Origin of the sequence: Photobacterium rosenbergii (assembly GCF_003026455.1) — a bacterium.
Lineage (GTDB): Bacteria > Pseudomonadota > Gammaproteobacteria > Enterobacterales > Vibrionaceae > Photobacterium > Photobacterium rosenbergii.
This window is the reverse complement of record NZ_PYMB01000021.1, coordinates 61862-83375: the sequence shown is the minus strand read 5'-3', so window position 1 is coordinate 83375 and position 21514 is coordinate 61862. Positions and strand designations below refer to the sequence as shown.

Genomic DNA, 21514 nt, shown 5'->3' with positions numbered 1-21514 from the left:
AACTTACAGTACCTGAGAAACGTACTGCAGCATTTCGTCAGCAGAAGACAGGGCCTTGGCATTCATCTCGTAACCACGCTGGGTGGTGATCATATCGACCATTTCCTCCACCACCTGGACGTTAGAGCCTTCCAGCACACCTTGTTTAAGCTGACCAAAGGCACCTTCACCGGCAATGCCATCGATGATCTCGCCACTAGAGGCGGTTGCTCGGAATAGGTTTCCGCCCATGGCTTCAAGACCGGCCGGATTAATAAAGTTAGCCAAGGTGATCTGGCCGATTTCCTGCGGCATATCGTCGTTGGCAACCTTGACCGAGACGATACCGTCACTGCCGATAGTGATAGTCTCGGCATCTTCTGGCACCTGGATTTGCTGCGCCAGCGGCAAGCCCTGGGTATTGACCAGTAGGCCATCTGAGTTCAGGTGGAACTGGCCGTTACGGGTGAATGCCTGCTCACCGTCCGGGGTCTCCAGCTCAAAGAAGCCCTTACCGTCAATGGCCACATCCAAGCTCTGGTTGGTGGTTTGGTACATACCCTCGGTAAAGACCTTCTGGGTGCCTACAACACGCACCCCCGATCCAAGCTGGATTCCGGTTGGCAGTTCGTTGATCTCATCGGCCATCGCCCCCGGCTGGCGCTGGATTTGATAGAACAGATCTTCAAACGCGACGCGGTCGCGCTTATAGCCAACGGTGTTGACGTTGGCTAGGTTGTTGGAAATGGTCGCCATCTTGGTGTCTTGGGCGGCCAAACCGGTTTTACTGATCCATAGTGCTGCGTTCATCTCTTATCCTTACGCTCTGATCAGGCGATTGCCTGCTTCTGCAATTTTTTCTGCGGTCTGCATCATCTTCAGCTGCATCTCGAAGTTGCGGCTAAGCTGCATTGAGGCCACCATTTCTTCAACGGCCACCACGTTGCTCTGCTCCAAAAAGCCCGACACCATCATCACGGTCTCATCATCATTAAGCGGCTCACGGTCATTGGTCACAAAAAGGCCATTCTCCAACTTGCCAAGCTCTTGTACCTCAGGGTTTACCAGTTTGAGGCGGGCAACTTCCACCGCCAGTACTTCCCCTTCAGGAACAATATTGATTAAGCCGTTATCACCAAACTCGATGCTGCTATAAAGCGGGACATTCACCACATCACCGCCGTCAGCCAATACCGGCAGTCCACCAATATGCAGGTCACCCTCTTCAGTGCGCTCAATGGCCCCCGAGCGGGTGTAAGCCTCATCGCCATCGGGTAACTGAACGGTAAAAAAGCCATCACCACGAATTGCCAGATCAAGCTCACGCCCTGTAGTTTGTAGCTCGGCAGCATCAAAACGGGTACCTGCCGACTGGGCCTGAACCATGGTGCGGCTGTCGAAGCCATTGCCCTGCACGGCATACGCCTGGGCGCGCTCCATGTCGGCACGGAAGCCATGGGTATTGATATTGGCTAGGTTATTGGCGCGCACCTGCTGGGCATTGAATACCCGGCCCGCCCCGCTTGCTGCGGTATAAATCAAACGATCCACGCTAATGCCCTTACATGTTGAACAGCACTTGGGTCAGTTGCTGCTGGGTGGACAGCGACTGGGCATTGGCTTGGTAGTTACGCTGGGCTGTCATCAGGCCGACCAGTTCACCAGTCAAGTCAACGTTGGACTCCTCGATGTAACCAGAGTAAAGGCCACCTAGCGTCCCTGTACCCGGCGCGCCAATCAGTGGCTGGCCCGAAGCCTGAGTCGCGCTCCAGCCAGTATTACCAGTCTGCATCAAGCCGCCCGTATTCGGGAAGTCTGCCAGTACCACCTGACCCTGCAGCATTTGCTCACCATTGCTGTAGTTGGCAAACACCATACCGTCTTCGTCGATGGTGATCCCGGTCAGCTCACCGGCACTGTGGCCATTGCTGCGGTTGGTTGATACGGCAAATTCACTGCCGAACTGAGTCGTCCCCGACATAGAAAGGGCAATGTTCATCTCAGCGGCACCTTCCGGGGCAAACGTCAGGTTGATGTTGCCTGTTGGCGCAACCAGCTTACCGCTGTCATCAAATTCCAATGCTTCGCTGATTGGGTTTTCATCAGCATCAACCATGACCTCACCATTCATCGCGTAATGTACTTCCCACTCGTTTTCACCGGTTTTCACGAAGTACTGGGTCAGGGTGTGTTCATTGCCCAAAGAGTCATATACCGTTGTGGTGTAGGAAGAGTTGAAGCTGTCGCTGTCTTCCGGATCAAACGCAATGCGGTTGCCATCTTCGTCGAGGATCGGTGATGCACCGGCATCAAGATTAGCTTGGAAATCTACTCGGTCAGTCGCTTTAGCAGGAACCGAGCCTGTCGATACCTGAAGGTCGCCCATCGAGCCCGTTTGCAGATTACCGTTATTATCCGTGGTGTAGCCCTGCAGGCGCAGACCTGCGCTGTTGACCAGATAGTTGTCTTTGTCTTGCTGGAACATCCCGGCACGGGTATAGGTGTAGCTACCGTCTTCACCCTGCAGAACGAACATGCCGTTACCACCAATCGCAAGGTCGGTAGTGCGGCCTGTCATACTAAATGCACCGTCGTTGAATGACTGGGAAAGGCTCGCAAGTTCAACACCACCGCCCATGCCGCCGTTCATCAGTGCCGCGAATTCAGCACGGGATGATTTAAAGCCAACGGTTGAGACGTTAGCGATGTTGTTACTGATAGTGTTCAATTCCTGAGAGGTGGTATTCAAACCACTCATTGCAATGTTAAAGCTCATTATATTTTTCTCTTGCTAACCTAGTTTTTGCGGGCCGCTATCGGCGGCCAGCCAACGTAAATAAAGGAGTGGGCTCGGGGCCGTTATCGCCACCGCTGTTTGATTCGCCATATTGGTTGACGTTGAAGAAAGGCACATAGCCGACGCCACCAATCAAGAATTCCGGTGAGCCGCCACCTGGCGGAATACGCATTTTCTCGATAGTGCCAGCCACCATGACATCCGGCTTATAGTCGGTATCACTGGTGACCACGCTCAGATCGTACTGACCGTCTTTTAGACCCAATGCCTCAGGGTCAATCACAAAGGCCACTTCGCCCTCGCTGTTGGCACCTAATTCGATGGTTTCAACCAGCTCGCCAGCGTCATTGCGGATCTCAACCTTGAGATCATCAACCAGGCTATCTAGCTCAATGACGGCATCCAGCGGGTTGCCTTCCAGCTCCAGGGTATCGGTGATCACCCGAACATCTTGGCCGACCATGCCAGCGGTAGTCAGCACCTGGATGTTATCCAACAGCACCATTTGGTTAACCACGGTATTGTTCATGTTCTGCATGGTCTCGACCTGGGTCATCTGTGCCAGCTGGGTCATGAACTGGGTTGTATCCAGCGGATCTAACGGGGTCTGATTCTGGATCTGGGCAATCATCAAAGTCAGGAATGTGTTGTCCTGCTGGCCATTACTGGCAATTGGATCGTGTCCACTACTTGTGGTCGCACCGCCGCTATTGGTGACATATGGAGTACTCATCGCGATCCCTTACTGGCCTAGTTTCAACAAACCCTGCTGCATGCTTCGCGCACGCCCCAGAACATCAACACTGGTTTCAAAGCTGCGTGAGGCCGACATCATATCTGCCATTTCCGACACCACATCCACGTTGGGATAGAACACGTAACCGTCGGCATCTGCTATCGGGTTACCAGGCTCGTACCGGCGATCAAGCTCACCTTCGACAGGCACGACATCCATGATTTGAACGCGGGCACCAGCACGCTGGCTGGCCTGGAACTGACTGTTTTCATACACAGTGGCGAACACCGGCTTATGGCTGCGGTACGTTCCTGCTTCCGTGGTTGAGCCGGCATCAGCATTGGCCAAGTTACTGGCAATGGTATTAAGGCGCATGGTTTGCGCAGTCATAGCCGAACCGGCGATTTGGTAAATTTCACTAAATGACATAACGGGTTACTGTCCTTGAATAGCTGTCGCCAGCCCTTGGAATTTCATGTTCAAAAAAGTCAGGCTGGTTTCGAAATCCATCGCGTTCTGAGCGTAATGAGCCTGCTCTACCCCCAATTCAACGGTATTACCGTCCATTGTGTTGTTATAAGGATTACGGAATTGCAGTGCTGGAGACGTTTGCGACTGAACCTGGCCGTACTGACGCTGCTGCGCTTCAACAGAAGCAATCGCTGCCTGAAAATCAAAATCGCGTGCTTTGAACCCCGGAGTGTCGACATTAGCCAGGTTACCCGCCAGCACCTTGGCACGCTCGGTACGAAGGTTTAAAGTGTGCGGGTGAATGCCGAGGGCCTTGTCAAAGTTGATTCCCATTTGGTGTCCTTGATTGCAAGAATTCTAAAATCTGGAGTCTCACAAACAATTATCGTGCCAACTTTTATTTTGTTGATTTAAAAGAAAATAAAACAGAAAGACCGAGCCAGCGGAAGCGCCACTTCCGCCACGGGAAGGCAGGCGGAAACAGCAAAGCGGAAGCCATTCCGCACCAAGGACAAAACGAAATGGAACACACTAAATGGTAAACTTGACACAAGACGCTCGAGCTGTGGTAACCATGGCTCTGTTATTTATATTGCTCGGAACCCACCCCGTTGCTTCGGCCCAAGCCACTGAGGACAAGTCCGGACATACCAACGTCGAAAATCAAATACAAAGCCAAGTCACTCGCGCCATCGAGCAAGAGGTAAAGCATGCTGCGGCACAGCATCATTGGCCACCAGCCCAACCCGACATTTCGCTGAGGCTACCGAGCGGAAGCCAGCGGCTCGAGGCATGCTACACCCCATTAGATATCGAGCGTATCGACCGGCGCCGTTACCCTGCTGGCCGCCTGCGCTTTTCGGCCCGTTGTAGCCAAACCGAACCGTGGCAGATCACTGTGCAAGCCGATGTGGGTATCACAATACCGGTTGCTTTTGCTGCCAAGACCCTGAGCAAGGATGCCGTTATCACCGATAATGACATCGTTCTCAAACCAACCGATATTGCCACCATCAACCGTGAATTCTTCGCCTCAAAACAGGGCTATATTGGCTTACGTGCCCTGAGGCAAATCCGCCGCGACCAGCAACTATCTCCATCGCATCTTAGCCCGGCCTACATGGTCTCTGCCGGAGACACTGTGATTATCCAAGCCAGCAACGGACAGTTCAGTGCCAATATGCAGGGAGTTGCCCTCGAAGGTGGGTATGAAGAACAACAAATACGGGTGAGGAACAACAGCTCCGGCAAGGTGATCCAAGCAACGATAGCCAGGACTGGGCTGGTCACCACGCTTTTCTAATTTGATTTAATCTCACAGCCGGCTTGGTCGTTTAATCAAAGTATCGGAGAAGAAGTCAGGAGAACTGCCATGATCGAGTCAACTAAAGCAGGTTTGCAGCTAGCCACAGCAGCTCAGAGCCAACCTCAGAAAACGCCAGAAGCAAGCAGCAAAGAAGTATCAACCTCACCTGCGCCGGTCGCATCAGTGACCAAGCCAAGTGCAGATGTCAGCCCGCAGGCCCAAAGCTTGGATAATCTCCAGCAGGAGCTAAAACGTATCCCTGATGTGGATATGGTCAAGGTCAACGAGATCCGCACCTTGCTTGCTAGTGGCAATTACGAGGTCGACCTCGATGGGCTGGCTGCCAGCATCCGCGGTGCCCACCGTCGCGATTAATCCAAGACGACATCATTACACGACGGAAGTTGAATACCATGAGCCAAAAACCCGCGTCAGTGATCAAGGCTTTTATCCAAGATATCAATCTTGATCTGGCTGATTACCAAAAGCTCCATCAACTGTTGAAGGTGCAGCATCACAATATGCTGCACCGCAACAGCGATAAACTCACGGCGATGACAGGGCCACATCAAAAGCTGATAGCTCAATTACAACAGCGCGCTGATCACCGAAGTTGGTTGCTGGAACAACTTGGTATGAAAAGCTCACCGGACAGTGTCAACCGCCTGATCTCTGCCCTTCCGAACCAATACCGAAAACCTATCGACCATAAATGGTGTGAACTAAAAGACCTGGTTCACAGCTGTATGGAACAAAATGACCGCAACAGCCGTCTGCTCAGTATGCAGCAGGAAATACTCGGCCAGGTCCTGCATCAAGAAAGTGAAGCGACGTACCAGCCGCTTTAGCTGCTAGCAGATCGAATAAAACAAAAACGCCACAGCAGGTGCTGTGGCGTTTTTGTAATTTTAGTCCTGACGTGTGAGGTTTATCACCATTCACTATCAATAATTAGACCGGATGAACCGTTGCATCGCCATCTCATCCATCAGCTTTTGCTCACTTCTCGCTACCTGTCTTTCGTGATGCTGACGGCGCTTATCAATCACATTATCAAGACTTTTCACTTTCACGTGCTGCTGGGTAACATGGTGTTTAAGGCTAGCCTCTTCAGCTTTAGACAGCGCCAAGGTTTGGCTCTGGATTTCTGTCAGGTGCTTGAGGTGATCACGAAGGGCAAAACGGTTATGCCAGGCCAGTGCCGTTTCACCGGCAACTACCTGACAAGAATCATAAAGCTCATCAAGTTGTTCGAGTTTTTGCAAGTGATTGGCACTGTCTTGCTGCTTTTGCTGGTACTGCTGGCCGAGCTTTTCCAACTCGCCCTGACGGATCTGACGAAATCTATCCAGTGCCTGTGAATGCTTAGCCAAGGTTCAGCTCCTGTATCAATTGTTGCATCTGGCTGTTTACCGTTTCCCAATCGGCACTTTCATCCATCTCCTGCTGCAGGAAAGCCACCAGTTTGGGATAAGCGCCCACCGCCTGATCCATTTCTGGATCATTACCCGGCTGGTAACCACCAAGCGGGATAAGTTCACGAACTTCCTGATAACGGCTGTAGAGCTGCTTGAAGCGCATCGCAGAACGGAGCTGCTCTTTGCTCACCACCTGTGGCATCGTCCGTGAGATAGACTGGGAGATATCAATCGCTGGATAATGCCCCGCTTCTGCCAACTGGCGGCTCAAGACAACATGGCCATCGAGGATCGCCCGAGCACTGTCCGCAATAGGGTCTTGCTGATCGTCCCCTTCCGCCAGCACCGTATAAATCGCACTCATGCTGCCTTGTTGCGAGGCGCTGTTGCCAGCCCGCTCTACCAATTGCGGCAGCATACTGAAAACCGACGGCGGATAGCCCTTAGTTGCCGGTGGCTCACCCAGTGCCAGGGCGATTTCACGCTGCGCCATAGCAAAACGGGTCAACGAGTCCATCAGTAGCAGGACATCCTTGCCCTGATCGCGGTAGTACTCTGCAACTCGGTGACACAGCTGGGAAGCCCGTAGCCGCATCAATGGTGATTCATCCGCCGGGGCGGCAATGACCACTGCCCGCGCCAGCCCTTCAGGCCCTAGGGAGTGCTCGATGAATTCCTTCACCTCACGGCCACGTTCACCAATCAAACCAACGACGACCACATCGGCACTGGTCTGGCGGGTGATCATCCCAAGCAACACACTTTTACCGACCCCACTGCCAGCAAACAAACCAATTCGCTGCCCCTTACCCAGAGTCAGTAAACTATTCATTGCGCGGATGCCGACATCAAGCGCACCATCAATCGGGCGCCGCGACATCGGGTTAATATTTTCGCCATCAAGGCTGATATCATCTTGGCCCAGCACTGGCCCCAAGCGGTCAAGCGGCTCACCAAGACCATTGAGCACCCGGCCAAGCCATTGCGGCCCGATACGGAGCTGGCTTTCACCTTCGAGCGGCCACACCTTGGCGCCAGAAAACAACCCGGATGCGTTACTAACCGGCATCAGATAAGCCACCTCGCGGTTGAAGCCAACAGTCTGCGCCTCTATCTTGGTGCCATTTCCGGTCTCGACCAAGCAACGCTGGCCAGTGAGCAAACGGCATCCCACCGCTTCGAGCATCAAGCCAGTGACCTTCACCAGTCGCCCGGTAACTTTCGCCACCGGGACCGAATCGAGTGAGGCCAGGGCTTGTTCCAGGCGGTAATCGATTATGTTACTCATGATGCCTGTCTAACTTCCCCATTGCTCTCTTGCTCTGAGATCTGGCTTGCTTCAACCGCGACCTGCTCATCGAGCAAATGGCCTTTAACGGCTGACATGCAGGTATCAAGGCGTTGCTCACAACCGGCATCCGCTTCGGCATTTTTGGTCACGACCCGACATTCGCCCTGACGTAGGGTGTCATCACAGACAATATTCCACTCGTCAATTTTGTCGCTCGCCACTTTCTCGAGGTGAGTGAATTCCTCCCTCGCCATTTTGACCTTCAAGCCCTGTGGTTCACCCGGTAGGCTCTCGAGGGTTTCTTCCACCAAGGCCATGATCTGCTGCGGTTGCAATGCCAGTTCGCAACGAATCACTTGCTGGGCAACCTTCTGAACCAATTCGCAGACCTGTTCTCGCTGACGGCGTTCGTGGTCGGCAAACAACTCGGCGGTTTGCTGGTGCATTTGGGCAAAAGGGGCTGAGGCCTGGATAAACTGGGCCTTACCTTCCTCAATCCCTTGCTTCATCCCTTGTTCACAGCCTTGCTGGATACCCTGCTCAAAACCTTGCTGCTGGCCTTGTTCAATGCCCTGTAGCAAGCCTTCTTCATGGCCCCGGGTCATCCCCTGCTGAAACCCTTGATTAAACTGGGCCTGGAAATCCTCCTGCTGGGATGGCTCAGGTGTAGGGTCAAGCACCGATTCCCCACCCGCCCCTGTCATTGCACGGGTATCTTGTAGCAAGCGTGCATCTTCACTCAACTCATCAAGGCCAAAATCGTCCATTGCCAGATTATCGAAACCTAACTCATCGACACCAAACTCTTCGTCCAACCCCAGAGCAGCGTCAAAGTCACTGTCTAGCCCTGCTCCCATTGCAACCTCCGGCTGCTGACCGTGTACTTTGACGGCAGACTGGGTAAAGGCTTGGGCATCGACTAACGGCGGAAAGCGATGGCTACGAAACTGACTAGGCTGTAACCGCATGATTCTATTTCGTCTAAACATGACTATTCCACCGTCGTCTCTTGGTAAAGCTGCAGACTGATCACCTTGGATTCATTAAGTTCACGAACATAGTCCATGATTTCCGCGCGGGCTTCCTGTACCTGGCGTACCGACACTTTGCCTAGCTGGGCGATTTCTGTTTCCATCGACTGCTGCATGCGGCGCGGCAAGATAGCGAGCAACGATTTGCGCATGGCGGAGTCTGCCCCTTTCAGGGCCATGGCCAGCAGATCCGTTGGCAGATCTTCCAAAATACGCAAGCGAACGGCTTCAGGCTGGCGGGTAAGGATGGAGAACTCGTACATTTTGTTCTTAAGGCGGTCGGCCAACTCGGTATCGTGCTCTTCAAGCGCCGTCATTAGAGCCATCTGATCACCGGTGAAGCGGTTGATAATATCTGCCACCTGCTTCTCGCCTTCAATCACCGCGCTCGAGTTTTCCGCCAGGTATTCGATACAGCGATCGACCAAGTCCTGCAGCTCTTCTGCCACTTCACGGCTAACTTCAGTCAATACCGCAATGCGACGCAGCACATCTTTCTGCTGATCCACCGGTAACTCGACCAGTACCTGCGAAGCAATCTCAGGCGGCAAGAAGGCAATAAATACCGCCTGCATCTGGATATGCTCGTTCATCAAAAACTTGGCAAGGTGCTTGGGTTCAATCCATTGCAGTCGCTGCATGGTAGTACGGATCTCATCGCCATAAATCGTATCCAGCAGGTTACGGGCCAAACGGCCACCGAGTGCTTTATCCAAGGTACGTTGCAAGAAGGTTCGTGATGCCCCACTGATCCCCGACTGGGCGCGGAACTCTTCGAAAAAACCCTGCAGTACGAAGCGAGCTTCAATACTGCGGATTGCCGGCTGCTTGGCCATGGCATGGCTAACCTTGAGCAATTCGTCCCGTGACATGTGGCGCATTACCTGCGAGGCCGACTCTTCGCCCATGCTAAGCAGCAAAATAGCGGTCTGCTCCATCGGGTCTAGCAGTACATCACCGTCTGCCAGGTGGCTAAAATTACTTAGACTCATTGCTGTTCACCCACTTCTTGATCACTTCTGCAACACGTTCTGGTTCAACTTCGGTCAGTTTTTGCAGGTGCTTGACCTGCACTTCTAACTCAGAGCCCGGAGGCGGTAAGGTAGACAGGTCAAACTCGCCCTCAGCCGCTGGCTGTGGCTCACTGTCCTCGGCCACCATGCCCCCTTGGGCAATCGAATCTAACAAGGCATCTGCCAGATCCTGCTCGCTACCGCTAGCCGGAATACTAACTGGCTTATATTCGCTTGTTGGCTCGGCAGCTGGCAGATCTTCGTTGGCAACTAGCTCAACACTGCCTTCCGGTGTTGCTGCGAGTGCCGTGGTTACTGGTGCCGGACGCTGTAGCGCTTTGACCAGCGGGCGAAGTACCAGCAAGATAAATGACAAACCGAGCAGCGCATATACACCGTACTTAGCCAGTAACAGCAATTGCTGATCGTGCCACCATGGGGTATCAACCGGTGCGGTGTCTATCGCACGAGCAAAGTTAAATGCATGCAGGCTGAACTGGTCACCGCGTTCGGCGACATATCCGACGGAATCTTTAACCATTTGGGCTATTTGCTCCAATTGTGCTTGTTGCCAACCTTGTTCATGGACATCATCGTTGAGCAACACTGAGACTGATAACATTTCTATACCGCCCTGGGCATGGCGGGTATGGCGGACCTTGCGGCCGACATCATATTGGCGGCTGAGCTCAGCACGCTCATTGCGGGTTTCATTGCTAGCCGGGCCTTCCTCCCCGGCAGGCTGATTACTCAGAGCCCCCGGGATCCCCATTGCCAACTGGCCCTGGGTCTGATCCTGCTTGGTAAATTCGGTACGCAATACCGGGTCGCTATCGACAGACTCGTGGGTCTCTTCGATTTGGTCGAAATTCAATGTTGCCGCAACCTGGACCCGGAAGTTCCCGACGCCAAGCAAAGGTGCCAGCATATCGCCGGCCCGGCGTACGATGTCACGCTCGACCCGCTGCTGGAGTTCGTGGAAACGGACATTGATCTGGGACTGCTGCCCCATCGCCAGATCAGCGCTGAGCAAGTTGCCGTACTGATCCACTACCGACACGGCATCTGCCGTCATGCCTGTAATACTGCCGCTCACCAAGTTAACAATCGCTTCAACCTGAGGTTGATCAAGCTGCATCCCTGGCTCGAGCTCGAGCATTACTGCTGCCGATGGCTTTTCCTCGTTGATGCCTACAAACAAGGTACGGTTAGGGATCGCCAAATGCACCCGGGCATGGTTGATGGCACGGATAGCCAGGATAGTTCGGGCTAGCTCACCCTCTAGCCCCTGACGGTAGCGAGCGTTCTCAATAAACTGGCTAGTGCCAAGGCCGGAGCTGCGGTCAAGAATTTCCAACCCTTCTGGCAATTTGGCTTTCACACCACGGGCTGCCAAGGTGATCCGAGCATCAGCCAAGCGATTGGCTGGTACCATGATCTGCCCGGTTTCGTTATCTAGCTGGAACTGGATTTTTTCCTGCTCAAGCACCGAAAGGATCTCGCTGTTGTCGTAACGCTCCTGAGTGCCATAGAGGGGTTTATACGGGCTGCTCTGGGTCCACATCACCACCACGATAAAAAACGATACCAAGACTGCCAGTGCAGTAATAAGTGCCACGTTCTTATACTTTCCATCCAAGCGTTGTTGGATTTTTTCTTTATATGACAGCCATTTGTTAGATGGTGCCTGTTCTGGATTTTCAGCTACTGTTGTACTCATTTTCTTCTCACTACAGAGGCATCTTCAGTACATCGTCATAGGCAGCCAAGAGCTTGTTCCTTACCTGTGTCAATGCTGAAAAAGAAATACTGGCTTTTTGGCTGGCGACCATTGCGCCGACCAAGTCATCGGAGCGGCCGGCATCCACATCTGCCGTCAATTGATGGGCAAAATGCTGCTGGTTATCGACCCGGCGGACAGCCTGTTGCATGGCTGCCTGAAAGTTACCGGTTGGTGGATGTGAGACATTGACCGCAATCTGGGTGCCGGTTTGAGCTTGTTCCCGCATCACAGCCATACGCTGCAACATCTCGCTCTGAATCATTGAGTTCTGATTCGACATAATGTGCTTTCCTTACGCCGCTGAGCTTGTTTGGTGAATGTATGAATCGATGTTGATCCCCTGCTCGCGCATGGCGGCGATCTTGTATCGCAGCGCACGGGTTGACATCCCGAGGGCCTCTGCCGTGTCATTTCGTTTGCCATTGAAGCGGGCTAAAGTGTCGAGGATAAATTGCTGCTCGGCATTCTTGCGGCTTTGCTTGAGCGCTTGCTTGGCATCTTCCACTACCTCGGTAATTGCCCCCTCAACCATGGTGCTGAGCATGTCATTGAGCATCAGATCCTGTGCCGTGATCCAGTGACCATGGCGCATCACCAGAGCACGCTGCACGGTATTTTCCAGCTCACGGATATTGCCCGGCCAGTTGTAGTGCAGCAGGGCCTGCTGAGCTTCTTTAGAAAGGCTGCAGGAGTCCGCCCCCCCGGCATTGAGCTTGCGGATAAAGTGCTCTGCCAATGGCAGGATATCTTCCTTGCGCTCACGCAGCGGTGGCCACTGCAGTGGCAAGACATCCAAGCGGTAATAAAGATCTTGGCGGAACCGGCGCTCGGCAACCGCTTGCTGCAGGTCTACATTGGTTGCAGCAATGATCCGAATATCCAGCGCAATCGAGCGGTGGCTACCAAGGCGTTCGACCTGACGCTCCTGAAGCACACGCAACAGTTTGGCCTGTAGCGCAGGAGGCATCTCGCCAATCTCATCTAGCAGCAAGGTGCCGCCATTGGCCTCTTCGAACTTACCGGCCTGGCTTTGGGTCGCACCGGTAAAGGCACCTTTGGTATGGCCAAACAGTACCGCTTCCAACATACTTTCAGGGATCGCCGCGCAGTTAATCGCCACAAACGGCCCCTCGCTTCGTGGGGAGTGATCGTGAACATAACGTGCCAATACTTCCTTACCGGTACCCGATTCGCCAGTAACCAAAACAGTTGCATCGGTTTGGGCTGCACGATGGGCCATTTGCAGCACCTGCAAACTACGCCGGCTTGTTGCCACTACTTCACGCTTCGGTGACTGGACAATTTGGTTACGCTTCATCAATGCCGTTATCTGCTCCGGCTGATAAGGCTGCAACAGGTAATCATCGGCTCCTGCCTGCATGGCATCGCTGGCCAGTTTGCTCTGCTGGTAATCGACGATAGCAACAACCGTACCGCCTGCCGTAACCTGCTTAGCGCGACGAATCGTTGACAGCATGTCCATGTCTGCCAAGTTATCGGCAATAAACAGTAAACTGTCTGGTTTTGCCTGCAGTTTCGCTAAGGCATCTGCCGCCGTAGAGGCATTACAGACCGTATAACCTTCCGCACTCAGTAGTTTGATAGCTGCCGCGGCCTGGATCAGACAACGGTGGGCAAAGATCACATTACCGCTATTCATACATCCCCCTTGACCAAACGTAATTGCACCCGGCGATTTTTCTGATTAGCGCGATTACCAGTCCCTTGCTGGGCTGGGTAACGCTGGCCATGGGCGCGCAACTGGATGAGATTACGATCAACCCCAAGTGCTACCAATTCATCAGCAACGGCCTGGGCCCGCTGACGCGACAACCATAAGTTATCCAGTGACGTACCGGTAAGATCGGTATGGCCATCAATCAGCAAGGCGTTGATTTCCCGGTCGTAGCGAATGTAGCTCGCGATATCACCGAGCATCTTTCGTTGCTCTGCGCTGATCCGGCTTTCACTGCTGGCAAACAAGAATGTATTGTCTCTGGCCTGTTCGTAACCTACCGGTAGCATCTGTGCCAAACAGGACTTGAATTCCTGATAGGCGGGAGCAAAGCTCACCGATGGAATATCCCAACGTTTGGTTTCTTGGTGCTGGTTATAACTGACCGAGATCTGTCCCCATGCCCCTTTCTCCATTTTATTTAGCAGGTAATGAAGTGATTCTGTCCCACTAAAAGCCAGTCCATGCTGACCCTGTTCCTTACCCTGTAGTAATTCACGCAGAGGCTGATTTTGCTCCCACGGCGAATAATTGACGCTTAACGAAACCTTATCGACAAAATAAGGACGCTGACTACTGGTAAAGGAAACCAAATATGGCTGAGCTGAGTTTGCAATAAACGCAACACTGCCATCGAACTTAAGTTCCTTTGCTAATTTGCAAGAAAAGCGATCTCCTGAGAATTGCCAATCCACTTTATCTAATGGTGATTGAATAACTGTTGCATCTACATCATTTGATAAAAAAACTAACAAAGAAAGCACTGCGGTTGATTTGATTGCTTTCATATTAAACAAATTGCCTAACTGGTAAAAATTATTTTATTTTCGCGTTAAAAAGCAACGAGAAAAATAATGCTTGCAAGCATGCCTTCATTAATATCAACTTAATTTATATGCAACGAGACACACCTATTATTATATTTGTCAATAAAGCAAGGCATTGTGGGTGGATATTAGGCAGCATTTAATTAATTTACTAGGCAGTTATTTCTTCCATTTATTTTGCTTGGCTTAAGATCACGATTTCATATTTGGTTACAAATAGACGACAACAACAAATAAAAAACAATTAGAGCAACAAGTGATGATAGATTTTACAAAATAAAAACAAACAAGCCGAAAAAACATGCACAAGCGCACACTTTCAAGACAGTCTTATTTTTACTCCTATTGATATAAAAAATAGTTATGTGATCTTGATTCACCAAATAATTAAAAATTCATTTAAAAAAATTAATTTGCAGGATTTTGACAATTATTTACAAGCATTTGAACTATTGGACAAATGCTGATAGAAATAATCGCCGAACAGATACAAGCAATTTATTGAGCTTATTTAGTAATTAAGTTTAACTTTTATATCTTCGGGATTATTAATGAAACCGAGCATTAGCAAAAATAAAGTCAAACCGAGGAATATACATAGTTCAAAGAATGTATTTCCTATCGACATTCGTTCATTAGGAAGACCTTTAAATGCTGCTCAGCAGTCTTTATCGCCTTATATTACCCAGTCGGTAAAAGCACTAGAGCAAACACTGAACAACATGACCCGGCGAACGGATTGCCACGTCAAGCTTCTCAGTTACGGCTTGGATGTTAACTACCAGGAAATAAAAGACAGGGAACCCATTGCCTTTAGCCATAATGCATTTGGCGGCCAGTGTCTTGTCAGTATTTCCCAGCCGCTCACCCACCTGATTGCTGAAGCATTCTATGGCGGGACTCCCTGTTTTGCTGCGACAGACAACATTAGCAATGACACGGCTGACGACATGTTGGGGAATAACGATATCGATTCCAGCGACGATGGAGAGGTTGCCTCAACTAAAGTACAGCCTATGAACGCCAGCGAAAAGCGTGTTCAAGCCCGACTTGCAGCGACCCTATTAAATGAGATCAGCCACCAATGGCAGGTTTCAAACGAACAACCAGCATTTAGCAACGGTGTGCTGCACGCCAAATTTGCTATCCAAATAGCGCAGAGCTACGGGGAAATTCACCTCCACCTTGATGATGACCTGCTGTTGCAATTAACCGCAAAGGATGTTGCCAGCCAGACCGAGCCGACGAAAGTCGATGATCTGCGAGAGATGCACCTCAAGCAGGTACCACTTCGTCTTAATGCCGTACTAAGCCGCCAGACTCTGGCTCTCGATCAAGTCATCAACTTGAAGGTAGGCGACATCATCGCGACTGACATCCAAGAAGTGGTTGATGTTCACGCCGGCACGCTACCCCTGTATCAAGCCCATATCGTTGAACGCAATGGTCATTTGGTCTTGCAAGTTATCGATAATATTACTCCTCAGGAGCGACACTGATTATGAACGAACAAAACATCCAACACCTGCTTGATGGTGATCTAAATATTGATGCTGATGTCGCAGACATCTTCGAGACGCCAGCTGCATCCGAGACGTTAGATCAGCCATCACACGCACCACGTGACCTTGGTTTCTTCCGCCAGATCCCTGTAACGGTCACGCTGGAAGTTGCCAGCACCGACATCGCTTTAGGTGAACTGTTGACTGTCGGCCCAAACTCGGTGATTGAGCTGGACAAGCTCAATGGCGAGCCGCTAGATGTTAAGGTAAATGGCCGCCTATTGGGCCATGCCGAAGTCGTAGTCGTTAATGACAAATACGGCCTGCGCCTGACTGATATTGCCGAAGATGCCCTGCATGACGTCACGGCATAAAACACATATGCCGGTTTGGCTTAAATTGCTGCCTTTTGTGGCGCTAATGCTTGGCTTTTCCGGCCAAGCATTGGCCGATCAGGGGATTGCTTTTATGTCAGTGTTTGACGGCGAAAGCAATCAGGAATACTCGGTCAAGGTCCAGATCCTACTTCTGATGACGGCGCTGAGTTTTCTGCCATCCATGCTGCTGATGATGACCAGTTTCACCCGTATCATTGTAGTACTGGCGATCCTCCGTCAGGCACTGGGTCTGCAGCAAAGCCCGCCAAACCGGATCTTGATCGGTATCGGCCTGACCCTGACCATGCTGCTGATGAAGCCGGTTTGGGATCCTATCTATACCGATGCCTATATGCCTTATGACAATGGCGATATCACCCTGCAGCAGGCCGTCGCCGAGGCTGAAAAACCGGTACGGGCATTCATGCTGGCCCAAACCTATGAGAACTCCCTCGAGCAGATGCTGCGGATTGCCGGAGACCCACTCGATCTCGAGCCTGAAGAGATCAGCTTTGCGGTTTTGATGCCGGCTTTCGTACTCAGTGAGCTAAGAACCGCTTTCCAGATCGGTTTCATGTTGTTTATTCCATTCTTGATCATCGATATCGTTGTCGCCAGCGTGCTGATGGCCATGGGTATGATGATGCTGTCACCGCTTATCATCTCACTGCCGTTCAAACTGATGGTGTTTGTGATGGTTGATGGCTGGACCATGACTGTCGGTAGTCTGACGGCCAGTTTCGGAGGTTTGTAATGGGGATCGATGCGACGGCTAACCTGTATGCCGATGCCATTTATATGATCATCTCTATGGTGGTTATCCTGATCGGCCCGAGCCTGCTAGTTGGCTTAGTGGTCGCTGTCTTTCAGGCGACGACCCAAATCAACGAGCAAACCATGAGCTTTCTGCCAAGGCTGCTCACCACCCTACTGATGCTGATATTTGCCGGCCCGTGGTTGCTACGCAACATCAGTGACTTCTTTACTTCGCTATTCCATACGATTGCCAATGTCGTTAGCTGATAGCTTGGTAAACCTGACCTTTGCCGATATTACCGCCATAGCCGGCCAGCTATGGTGGCCATTTTTCCGCATCTCGGCAGCCTTCATGACCATGCCATTTATCGGCAATGCACATATCAACAACCGGACTCGGTTACTATTGGCGTTGTCGGTTTCCCTGATTGCCGCGCCGTTGCTACCAACTATGCCAGCGGTTGACCCAGTATCACTCAAGGCTGTAGCGCTGGCGGGAGAACAAATTGTCATCGGTGCGCTGCTTGGTATGTGCCTGCAATTTCTGTTTGCCGCCATGGCGATGGTTGGCCAGATCATGTCGATGCAAATGGGCCTCGGGATGGCAATGATGAATGACCCTGCCAACGGGGTCACCGTCGCCCTGCTGGGCAACTATTTCTTGATGTTCACTACTTTATTATTCCTTGGCCTTGATGGTCATCTCGTCGCGGTGGATATCATCGTCCAGAGTTTCGAGCGCTACCCGGTAGGTGGTGGCTTCGACGTGGTTTCTTTTGCCCGTTTGATTGATCTCTTCGGCTGGATGATGACCGCAGCGGTCACCATCGCGCTACCGACAATTGCCGCTATGCTCACCGTTAACCTGACTTTTGGGGTCATGAACCGTGCCGCACCGTCACTCAATGTTTTCGCCCTAGGCTTCCCGATGTCAATGATGCTCGGGTTATGTGCGGTCTTGTTATCGACATCTGGCCTGCCAAGCATTTATGCCGAGCTTTGCCACCAAATCCTCAGTGAGATGCGCCTGATGGGAGGGAACTGATATGTCTCAGCAACAGAGCAGCCAAGACAAGAGCGAAAAGCCCAGCCCACAGAAACTGCGCAAAGCCAAACGCGAAGGCCAGGTCGCCCGCTCCAAAGAGTTCGTAGTCGGGATCCTGTTCATCGCTATCGCCCTATTCCTCTGGGCCTATGGTCCTTTTCTTGGTGAGCAAGCTGAGAAGTTGTTCACCATTAACTACCAACTCAGTGCTGCCGAGCACAGGGAGCCCGATATCATGGCCCGCAAGCTTGGTGAAAGTGTACTGCTGCTGGCCGGCATCTTCGTACCCATGGCGATGGTGCTGATCATCATGACGGTTCTTGCCTCTATGGTGCCAGGTGGCTGGGTCATGTCACTCAAACCTATCCAGCCTAAACTGAGTAAAATCAGCCCGCTGGCCGGCCTCAAACGTTTGTTTTCCATCAAATCACTGGTTGAACTGGTTAAATCCATCCTCAAAATAGCGCTGATTTCCACCGTGCTGTATACGCTGCTCGATAACAACCTCAGCACGCTGATCGCCGCCCAACGAGCACCTTTCGAACAAGGTATGGGGATCACCCTCAACCATATTATCAAGGCACTGATCTATTTTGGCATCGTGGTATTGCTTATCGGCTTAATCGACATGCCCTACCAACTATGGAGCCACATCAAAGAGCTCAAGATGACCAAGCAGGAAGTGAAGGACGAGCACAAGAACAGCGAGGGCCGGCCTGAGGTCAAACAGCGTATCCGGCAAATCCAGCAACAGATGTCGCGCCGCCGGATCGATAAATCGGTACCAACTGCCGACGTTATCCTAACCAACCCAACCCACTATGCCGTCGCCCTTAAGTACGATCTCAGCCGGGCCGGTGCTCCCTTTGTTGTCGCCAAGGGGGAAGACGAAATGGCCTTGCGTATCAAGGCGATTGCCGAGCAGCACCAGATAGAGGTGATAAACCTGCCGCCACTGACCCGAGCGATTTACTTCAATACCCGGATCGATCAGGAAATACCGGGGCCGCTGTTCGTCGCCGTGGCCCATGTCCTGACCTATGTCATGCAGCTGAAAGCTTATAAAGAAGGTAAAGAGGAAAAGCCCCAACCATTGCCGAGCTTTGCCATCCCGAAGCAACTGTTGATCCCGAATAAACATTAATGCAACCAACAGATACAACAACACTACCACCAACAACAATAAGCAACGTCAACTTTGAGCTAGAAGTCCTATGAAAGCGAAACTGCAACAACTGTTTCCGAACCTGACCAGCAGTTACCTGGGGATCCCCATCATGCTGCTGGCGATCCTGGCTATGGTCATTTTACCCTTGCCGCCATGGCTGCTCGATGCCCTGTTCATCTTCAATATCGTACTGGCAGTCATTGTGTTGCTGGTTGCGGTATCGAGCAAACGGCCACTCGACTTTTCTGTGTTCCCGACCATCTTGCTAGTCGCCACCCTGATGCGCCTAACCCTCAATGTCGCCTCGACCCGGGTGGTATTACTCAACGGTCACCTCGGCGGGGATGCAGCAGGTAAGGTGATCCAGGCTTTCGGTGACGTGGTTGTCGGCGGGAACTATTTCGTCGGTATTGTGGTGTTCGTTATCCTGATGATCATCAACTTCGTGGTGATCACCAAAGGGGGCGAACGTATCTCCGAAGTCTCGGCACGATTCACCCTCGATGCCCTGCCGGGTAAGCAAATGGCCATCGATGCCGACTTGAACGCTGGCCTGATTGACCAAGACCAAGCCCGTACCCGTCGTGAAGAGGTCGCCCGCGAAGCAGACTTCTATGGCTCAATGGACGGTGCCTCCAAGTTTGTCCGCGGAGATGCTATTGCCGGTTTGATGATTCTGGTCATCAATATCTTGGGCGGTATTACCATAGGTATGGTGCAGCATGACTTGGCTGCCAGCGAGGCATTCCAGCGTTTCGCCCTACTTACTATCGGTGATGGCCTAGTCGCACAGATCCCGTCGCTGCTACTGGCGACAGCTGCTGCCATTATCGTTACTCGGGTCAACGACAGCGGTGATATCTCGGTTGATGTCCACCGCCAGATGCTCGCCTCGCCAGCCACCTTGTTTACTGCGTCGGCTATCATGCTGATCATCGGCCTGGTGCCGGGTATGCCGCACCTTGCTTTCTTTATCTTTGCCGCGGTACTCGCCTACGCCGGTTGGAAACAAAGACAGATTGAAAGTGATCCGGAGCCGCTAGAGCAAGCCGAGGCCGTTGCTGAGGCCATTGCCCAGGACAATACCCCGACTCTAGGCTGGAATGATGTACCGGTAGTAAACCCGATAGCCTTAGAGTTGGGTTACCGCTTGGTAAACTTGGTCGACAAAAACCAAGGTGAGCCGCTGGCCCAACGCATTCGCGGGGTAAGGAAAACCATCACCGAGCAGGTGGGCTTTTTGATCCCGGAAATTGCGATTCGTGATAATCTCAAGCTCAAACCCACCCAATATTCCCTATTGCTTCATGGTGAAGTGATCGCGCAAGGTGATATCGACCCAGAGCGCCTGATGGCCCTTGCGGTTGGTGAAGTTTACGGCCAACTTGATGGCGTACTCGGCAAAGATCCTGCTTATAACCTCGATGCTGTGTGGATTGAACCCGCCAACAAACCCCAAGCGCTTAACCAAGGCTATTCTGTGGTTGATGGTGCAACAGTCATTGCGACCCACCTTAGCAAAATAATCAAAGAGCATCTGGCCGAGCTATTCAGCCATGATGATGTCGAGCGCCTGATGGAACGCCTTGGCAACTCGGCGCCCAAACTGATGGAGGCACTGACCAGTCAGCTCAACCATCAACAGCAAATGCGGGTATTCCGCCAGCTTCTAGTGGATCAAGTGCCAATCAAGGACATCGCTAATATCGCTTCGATCATGGTCGAGAGCAGCGAAATCACCAAAGATCCCATCCTGATCGCTGCCGATATCCGCTGTGGGCTCAAACGCTCCCTGACCAATAGCCTGGTCGGCCCAAGCAAGGACTTCAACATCTATACCTTGAGCGACAACCTCGAAAAAATGCTGATGACCTCTTTGAGCAAAGCCCAGCAGAGCGGCGGGCAGACTGCATTGGACAGTTTCCCAGTAGAGCCTAGCCTACTCGCTCAGTTACAGCAGAATATGCCGGCGGTCAAAGAGCAGCTCAAGCAAAATGGCTTCAAGCCAATCCTTCTGGTAACGCCGCAATTAAGACCACTATTGGCCCGCTATGCCCGAACATTTGCCAAAGGCCTGGTGGTGCTTTCTTATAACGAAATCCCCGAGGACAAGAACATCAATGTGCTTGGCCACTTAGGTTAACTAGCTCTCGAACTGTATTTGTCCCTTCTTCTTTCTAGGCTGGCATCTGTTGGGTGTCCGGCCTGGAGAGAAGAGGAAGGATAAAGAACATTTTGCCCTTTACCAAGACAGTAAAATGAAGTTTCAGAAACAAAAA

At 51.9% G+C, this 21514-nt stretch carries 24 protein-coding genes; 10 read left to right on the top strand and 14 right to left on the bottom strand.

The annotated features are described in order from the left end of the window. Positions 1 to 3 precede the first annotated feature (3 nt). Genes flgG through flgB form a run of 6 tightly spaced genes read right to left on the bottom strand, consistent with a single transcriptional unit; the run spans position 4 to position 4316 of the window. Entirely contained in the window at positions 4 to 789 is a 786-nt protein-coding gene (gene flgG, locus C9J01_RS23950; RefSeq protein ID WP_107300635.1) for a flagellar basal-body rod protein FlgG, read from the bottom strand. 9 nt (positions 790 to 798) lie between these two features. Further along, positions 799 to 1530 carry a flagellar basal body rod protein FlgF gene (locus C9J01_RS23945; RefSeq protein WP_107300634.1) on the bottom strand — a complete coding sequence of 244 codons (732 nt, stop codon included), beginning with the start codon at positions 1528 to 1530 and terminating at the stop codon, positions 799 to 801. Between the two features lie 10 nt (positions 1531 to 1540). Then, complete coding sequence (gene flgE, locus C9J01_RS23940) at positions 1541 to 2755, bottom strand: flagellar hook protein FlgE (RefSeq protein ID WP_107300633.1); 1215 nt, start codon at positions 2753 to 2755, stop codon at positions 1541 to 1543. A 37-nt stretch (positions 2756 to 2792) separates the two neighbouring features. Then, on the bottom strand, positions 2793 to 3509 hold the full coding sequence (locus tag C9J01_RS23935; protein WP_107300632.1) for a flagellar hook capping FlgD N-terminal domain-containing protein: 717 nt from the start codon (positions 3507 to 3509) through the stop codon (positions 2793 to 2795). A gap of 9 nt (positions 3510 to 3518) precedes the next feature. Then, positions 3519 to 3941 (bottom strand): flagellar basal body rod protein FlgC, encoded by a 423-nt coding sequence (gene flgC, locus C9J01_RS23930; protein WP_107300631.1) that lies wholly within the window; start codon positions 3939 to 3941, stop codon positions 3519 to 3521. A gap of 6 nt (positions 3942 to 3947) precedes the next feature. Further along, complete coding sequence (gene flgB / locus C9J01_RS23925; RefSeq protein ID WP_107300630.1) at positions 3948 to 4316, bottom strand: flagellar basal body rod protein FlgB; 369 nt, start codon at positions 4314 to 4316, stop codon at positions 3948 to 3950. A gap of 202 nt (positions 4317 to 4518) precedes the next feature. Between flgB and flgA the strand changes: the two genes are divergently transcribed. The 3 genes from flgA (at position 4519) to flgN (ending at position 6137) form a co-directional block, all read left to right on the top strand. Next, a complete protein-coding gene (gene flgA / locus C9J01_RS23920) occupies positions 4519 to 5286 on the top strand; it encodes a flagellar basal body P-ring formation chaperone FlgA (protein WP_107300629.1) in 768 nt (255 codons plus the stop codon). 69 nt (positions 5287 to 5355) lie between these two features. Continuing rightward, positions 5356 to 5664: a flagellar biosynthesis anti-sigma factor FlgM gene (flgM, locus tag C9J01_RS23915; RefSeq protein ID WP_107300628.1), complete on the top strand. Its 309-nt coding sequence runs from the start codon at positions 5356 to 5358 to the stop codon at positions 5662 to 5664. Positions 5665 to 5702: 38 nt separating this feature from the next. Next, positions 5703 to 6137, top strand: coding sequence for a flagellar export chaperone FlgN (flgN, locus tag C9J01_RS23910; RefSeq protein ID WP_107300627.1), 435 nt, complete (start codon positions 5703 to 5705; stop codon positions 6135 to 6137). Positions 6138 to 6233: 96 nt separating this feature from the next. Here the strand turns inward: flgN and fliJ are convergent, their stop codons facing one another. From fliJ to C9J01_RS23870, 8 genes are read right to left on the bottom strand one after another with little or no spacing between them, the layout of a single operon-like run. Further along, positions 6234 to 6662, bottom strand: a complete 429-nt coding sequence (gene fliJ / locus C9J01_RS23905; protein ID WP_107300626.1) for a flagellar export protein FliJ — start codon at positions 6660 to 6662, stop codon at positions 6234 to 6236. Beyond that, a complete protein-coding gene (gene fliI / locus C9J01_RS23900) occupies positions 6655 to 7995 on the bottom strand; it encodes a flagellar protein export ATPase FliI (protein ID WP_107300625.1) in 1341 nt (446 codons plus the stop codon). The genes fliJ and fliI overlap by 8 nt, the downstream gene beginning before the upstream one ends. After that, entirely contained in the window at positions 7992 to 8987 is a 996-nt protein-coding gene (fliH, locus tag C9J01_RS23895) for a flagellar assembly protein FliH (protein WP_107300624.1), read from the bottom strand. Before fliH ends, fliI begins: the two co-directional genes overlap by 4 nt. A gap of 2 nt (positions 8988 to 8989) precedes the next feature. Beyond that, a complete protein-coding gene (locus C9J01_RS23890) occupies positions 8990 to 10021 on the bottom strand; it encodes a FliG C-terminal domain-containing protein (RefSeq protein ID WP_107300623.1) in 1032 nt (343 codons plus the stop codon). After that, the gene (gene fliF / locus C9J01_RS23885) at positions 10008 to 11762 is read right to left on the bottom strand and encodes a flagellar basal-body MS-ring/collar protein FliF (RefSeq protein ID WP_107300622.1); all 1755 of its coding nucleotides are present in this window, start codon (positions 11760 to 11762) and stop codon (positions 10008 to 10010) included. Before fliF ends, C9J01_RS23890 begins: the two co-directional genes overlap by 14 nt. A gap of 10 nt (positions 11763 to 11772) precedes the next feature. Beyond that, positions 11773 to 12105 carry a flagellar hook-basal body complex protein FliE gene (gene fliE, locus C9J01_RS30105; protein ID WP_107300621.1) on the bottom strand — a complete coding sequence of 111 codons (333 nt, stop codon included), beginning with the start codon at positions 12103 to 12105 and terminating at the stop codon, positions 11773 to 11775. A 12-nt stretch (positions 12106 to 12117) separates the two neighbouring features. Continuing rightward, entirely contained in the window at positions 12118 to 13485 is a 1368-nt protein-coding gene (locus tag C9J01_RS23875; RefSeq protein ID WP_107300620.1) for a sigma-54-dependent transcriptional regulator, read from the bottom strand. Beyond that, the gene (locus tag C9J01_RS23870; RefSeq protein ID WP_107300619.1) at positions 13482 to 14348 is read right to left on the bottom strand and encodes a MotY family protein; all 867 of its coding nucleotides are present in this window, start codon (positions 14346 to 14348) and stop codon (positions 13482 to 13484) included. Before C9J01_RS23870 ends, C9J01_RS23875 begins: the two co-directional genes overlap by 4 nt. Positions 14349 to 14938: 590 nt before the next feature. On the opposite strand from C9J01_RS23870, the gene C9J01_RS23865 reads away from it, so the two are divergent. The 7 genes from C9J01_RS23865 (at position 14939) to flhA (ending at position 21378) form a co-directional block, all read left to right on the top strand. Beyond that, positions 14939 to 15886, top strand: a complete 948-nt coding sequence (locus C9J01_RS23865) for a FliM/FliN family flagellar motor switch protein (protein ID WP_107300618.1) — start codon at positions 14939 to 14941, stop codon at positions 15884 to 15886. A 2-nt stretch (positions 15887 to 15888) separates the two neighbouring features. Further along, a complete protein-coding gene (fliN, locus tag C9J01_RS23860; RefSeq protein ID WP_107300617.1) occupies positions 15889 to 16263 on the top strand; it encodes a flagellar motor switch protein FliN in 375 nt (124 codons plus the stop codon). Positions 16264 to 16309: 46 nt separating this feature from the next. Beyond that, complete coding sequence (gene fliP, locus C9J01_RS23855) at positions 16310 to 17020, top strand: flagellar type III secretion system pore protein FliP (RefSeq protein ID WP_237157058.1); 711 nt, start codon at positions 16310 to 16312, stop codon at positions 17018 to 17020. Then, complete coding sequence (gene fliQ / locus C9J01_RS23850; RefSeq protein WP_107300615.1) at positions 17020 to 17289, top strand: flagellar biosynthesis protein FliQ; 270 nt, start codon at positions 17020 to 17022, stop codon at positions 17287 to 17289. The genes fliP and fliQ overlap by 1 nt, the downstream gene beginning before the upstream one ends. Next, positions 17276 to 18067: a flagellar biosynthetic protein FliR gene (gene fliR / locus C9J01_RS23845; protein WP_107300614.1), complete on the top strand. Its 792-nt coding sequence runs from the start codon at positions 17276 to 17278 to the stop codon at positions 18065 to 18067. Before fliQ ends, fliR begins: the two co-directional genes overlap by 14 nt. A 1-nt stretch (position 18068) precedes the next feature. Further along, positions 18069 to 19211 carry a flagellar biosynthesis protein FlhB gene (gene flhB, locus C9J01_RS23840; protein ID WP_107300613.1) on the top strand — a complete coding sequence of 381 codons (1143 nt, stop codon included), beginning with the start codon at positions 18069 to 18071 and terminating at the stop codon, positions 19209 to 19211. Positions 19212 to 19281: 70 nt separating this feature from the next. Further along, the gene (flhA, locus tag C9J01_RS23835; protein ID WP_107300612.1) at positions 19282 to 21378 is read left to right on the top strand and encodes a flagellar biosynthesis protein FlhA; all 2097 of its coding nucleotides are present in this window, start codon (positions 19282 to 19284) and stop codon (positions 21376 to 21378) included. The last annotated feature ends 136 nt before the right edge of the window (positions 21379 to 21514 follow it).

What these genes read in the sequence shown, in the direction of transcription:
- flgG (WP_107300635.1), bottom strand. Translation starts at nt 789, where the DNA reads ATGAACGCAGCACTATGGATCAGTAAAACCGGTTTGGCCGCCCAAGAC.
- flgB (WP_107300630.1), bottom strand. Translation starts at nt 4,316, where the DNA reads ATGGGAATCAACTTTGACAAGGCCCTCGGCATTCACCCGCACACTTTA.
- C9J01_RS23935 (WP_107300632.1), bottom strand. Translation starts at nt 3,509, where the DNA reads ATGAGTACTCCATATGTCACCAATAGCGGCGGTGCGACCACAAGTAGT.
- flgN (WP_107300627.1), top strand. Translation starts at nt 5,703, where the DNA reads ATGAGCCAAAAACCCGCGTCAGTGATCAAGGCTTTTATCCAAGATATC.
- flgA (WP_107300629.1), top strand. Translation starts at nt 4,519, where the DNA reads ATGGTAAACTTGACACAAGACGCTCGAGCTGTGGTAACCATGGCTCTG.
- fliI (WP_107300625.1), bottom strand. Translation starts at nt 7,995, where the DNA reads ATGAGTAACATAATCGATTACCGCCTGGAACAAGCCCTGGCCTCACTC.
- C9J01_RS23870 (WP_107300619.1), bottom strand. Translation starts at nt 14,348, where the DNA reads ATGAAAGCAATCAAATCAACCGCAGTGCTTTCTTTGTTAGTTTTTTTA.
- fliE (WP_107300621.1), bottom strand. Translation starts at nt 12,105, where the DNA reads ATGTCGAATCAGAACTCAATGATTCAGAGCGAGATGTTGCAGCGTATG.
- fliR (WP_107300614.1), top strand. Translation starts at nt 17,276, where the DNA reads ATGTCGTTAGCTGATAGCTTGGTAAACCTGACCTTTGCCGATATTACC.
- flgC (WP_107300631.1), bottom strand. Translation starts at nt 3,941, where the DNA reads ATGTCATTTAGTGAAATTTACCAAATCGCCGGTTCGGCTATGACTGCG.
- flgE (WP_107300633.1), bottom strand. Translation starts at nt 2,755, where the DNA reads ATGAGCTTTAACATTGCAATGAGTGGTTTGAATACCACCTCTCAGGAA.
- flgM (WP_107300628.1), top strand. Translation starts at nt 5,356, where the DNA reads ATGATCGAGTCAACTAAAGCAGGTTTGCAGCTAGCCACAGCAGCTCAG.
- fliN (WP_107300617.1), top strand. Translation starts at nt 15,889, where the DNA reads ATGAACGAACAAAACATCCAACACCTGCTTGATGGTGATCTAAATATT.
- flhB (WP_107300613.1), top strand. Translation starts at nt 18,069, where the DNA reads ATGTCTCAGCAACAGAGCAGCCAAGACAAGAGCGAAAAGCCCAGCCCA.
- flhA (WP_107300612.1), top strand. Translation starts at nt 19,282, where the DNA reads ATGAAAGCGAAACTGCAACAACTGTTTCCGAACCTGACCAGCAGTTAC.
- C9J01_RS23865 (WP_107300618.1), top strand. Translation starts at nt 14,939, where the DNA reads ATGAAACCGAGCATTAGCAAAAATAAAGTCAAACCGAGGAATATACAT.
- fliF (WP_107300622.1), bottom strand. Translation starts at nt 11,762, where the DNA reads ATGAGTACAACAGTAGCTGAAAATCCAGAACAGGCACCATCTAACAAA.
- C9J01_RS23890 (WP_107300623.1), bottom strand. Translation starts at nt 10,021, where the DNA reads ATGAGTCTAAGTAATTTTAGCCACCTGGCAGACGGTGATGTACTGCTA.
- fliQ (WP_107300615.1), top strand. Translation starts at nt 17,020, where the DNA reads ATGGGGATCGATGCGACGGCTAACCTGTATGCCGATGCCATTTATATG.
- fliH (WP_107300624.1), bottom strand. Translation starts at nt 8,987, where the DNA reads ATGTTTAGACGAAATAGAATCATGCGGTTACAGCCTAGTCAGTTTCGT.
- C9J01_RS23875 (WP_107300620.1), bottom strand. Translation starts at nt 13,485, where the DNA reads ATGAATAGCGGTAATGTGATCTTTGCCCACCGTTGTCTGATCCAGGCC.
- fliP (WP_237157058.1), top strand. Translation starts at nt 16,310, where the DNA reads ATGCTTGGCTTTTCCGGCCAAGCATTGGCCGATCAGGGGATTGCTTTT.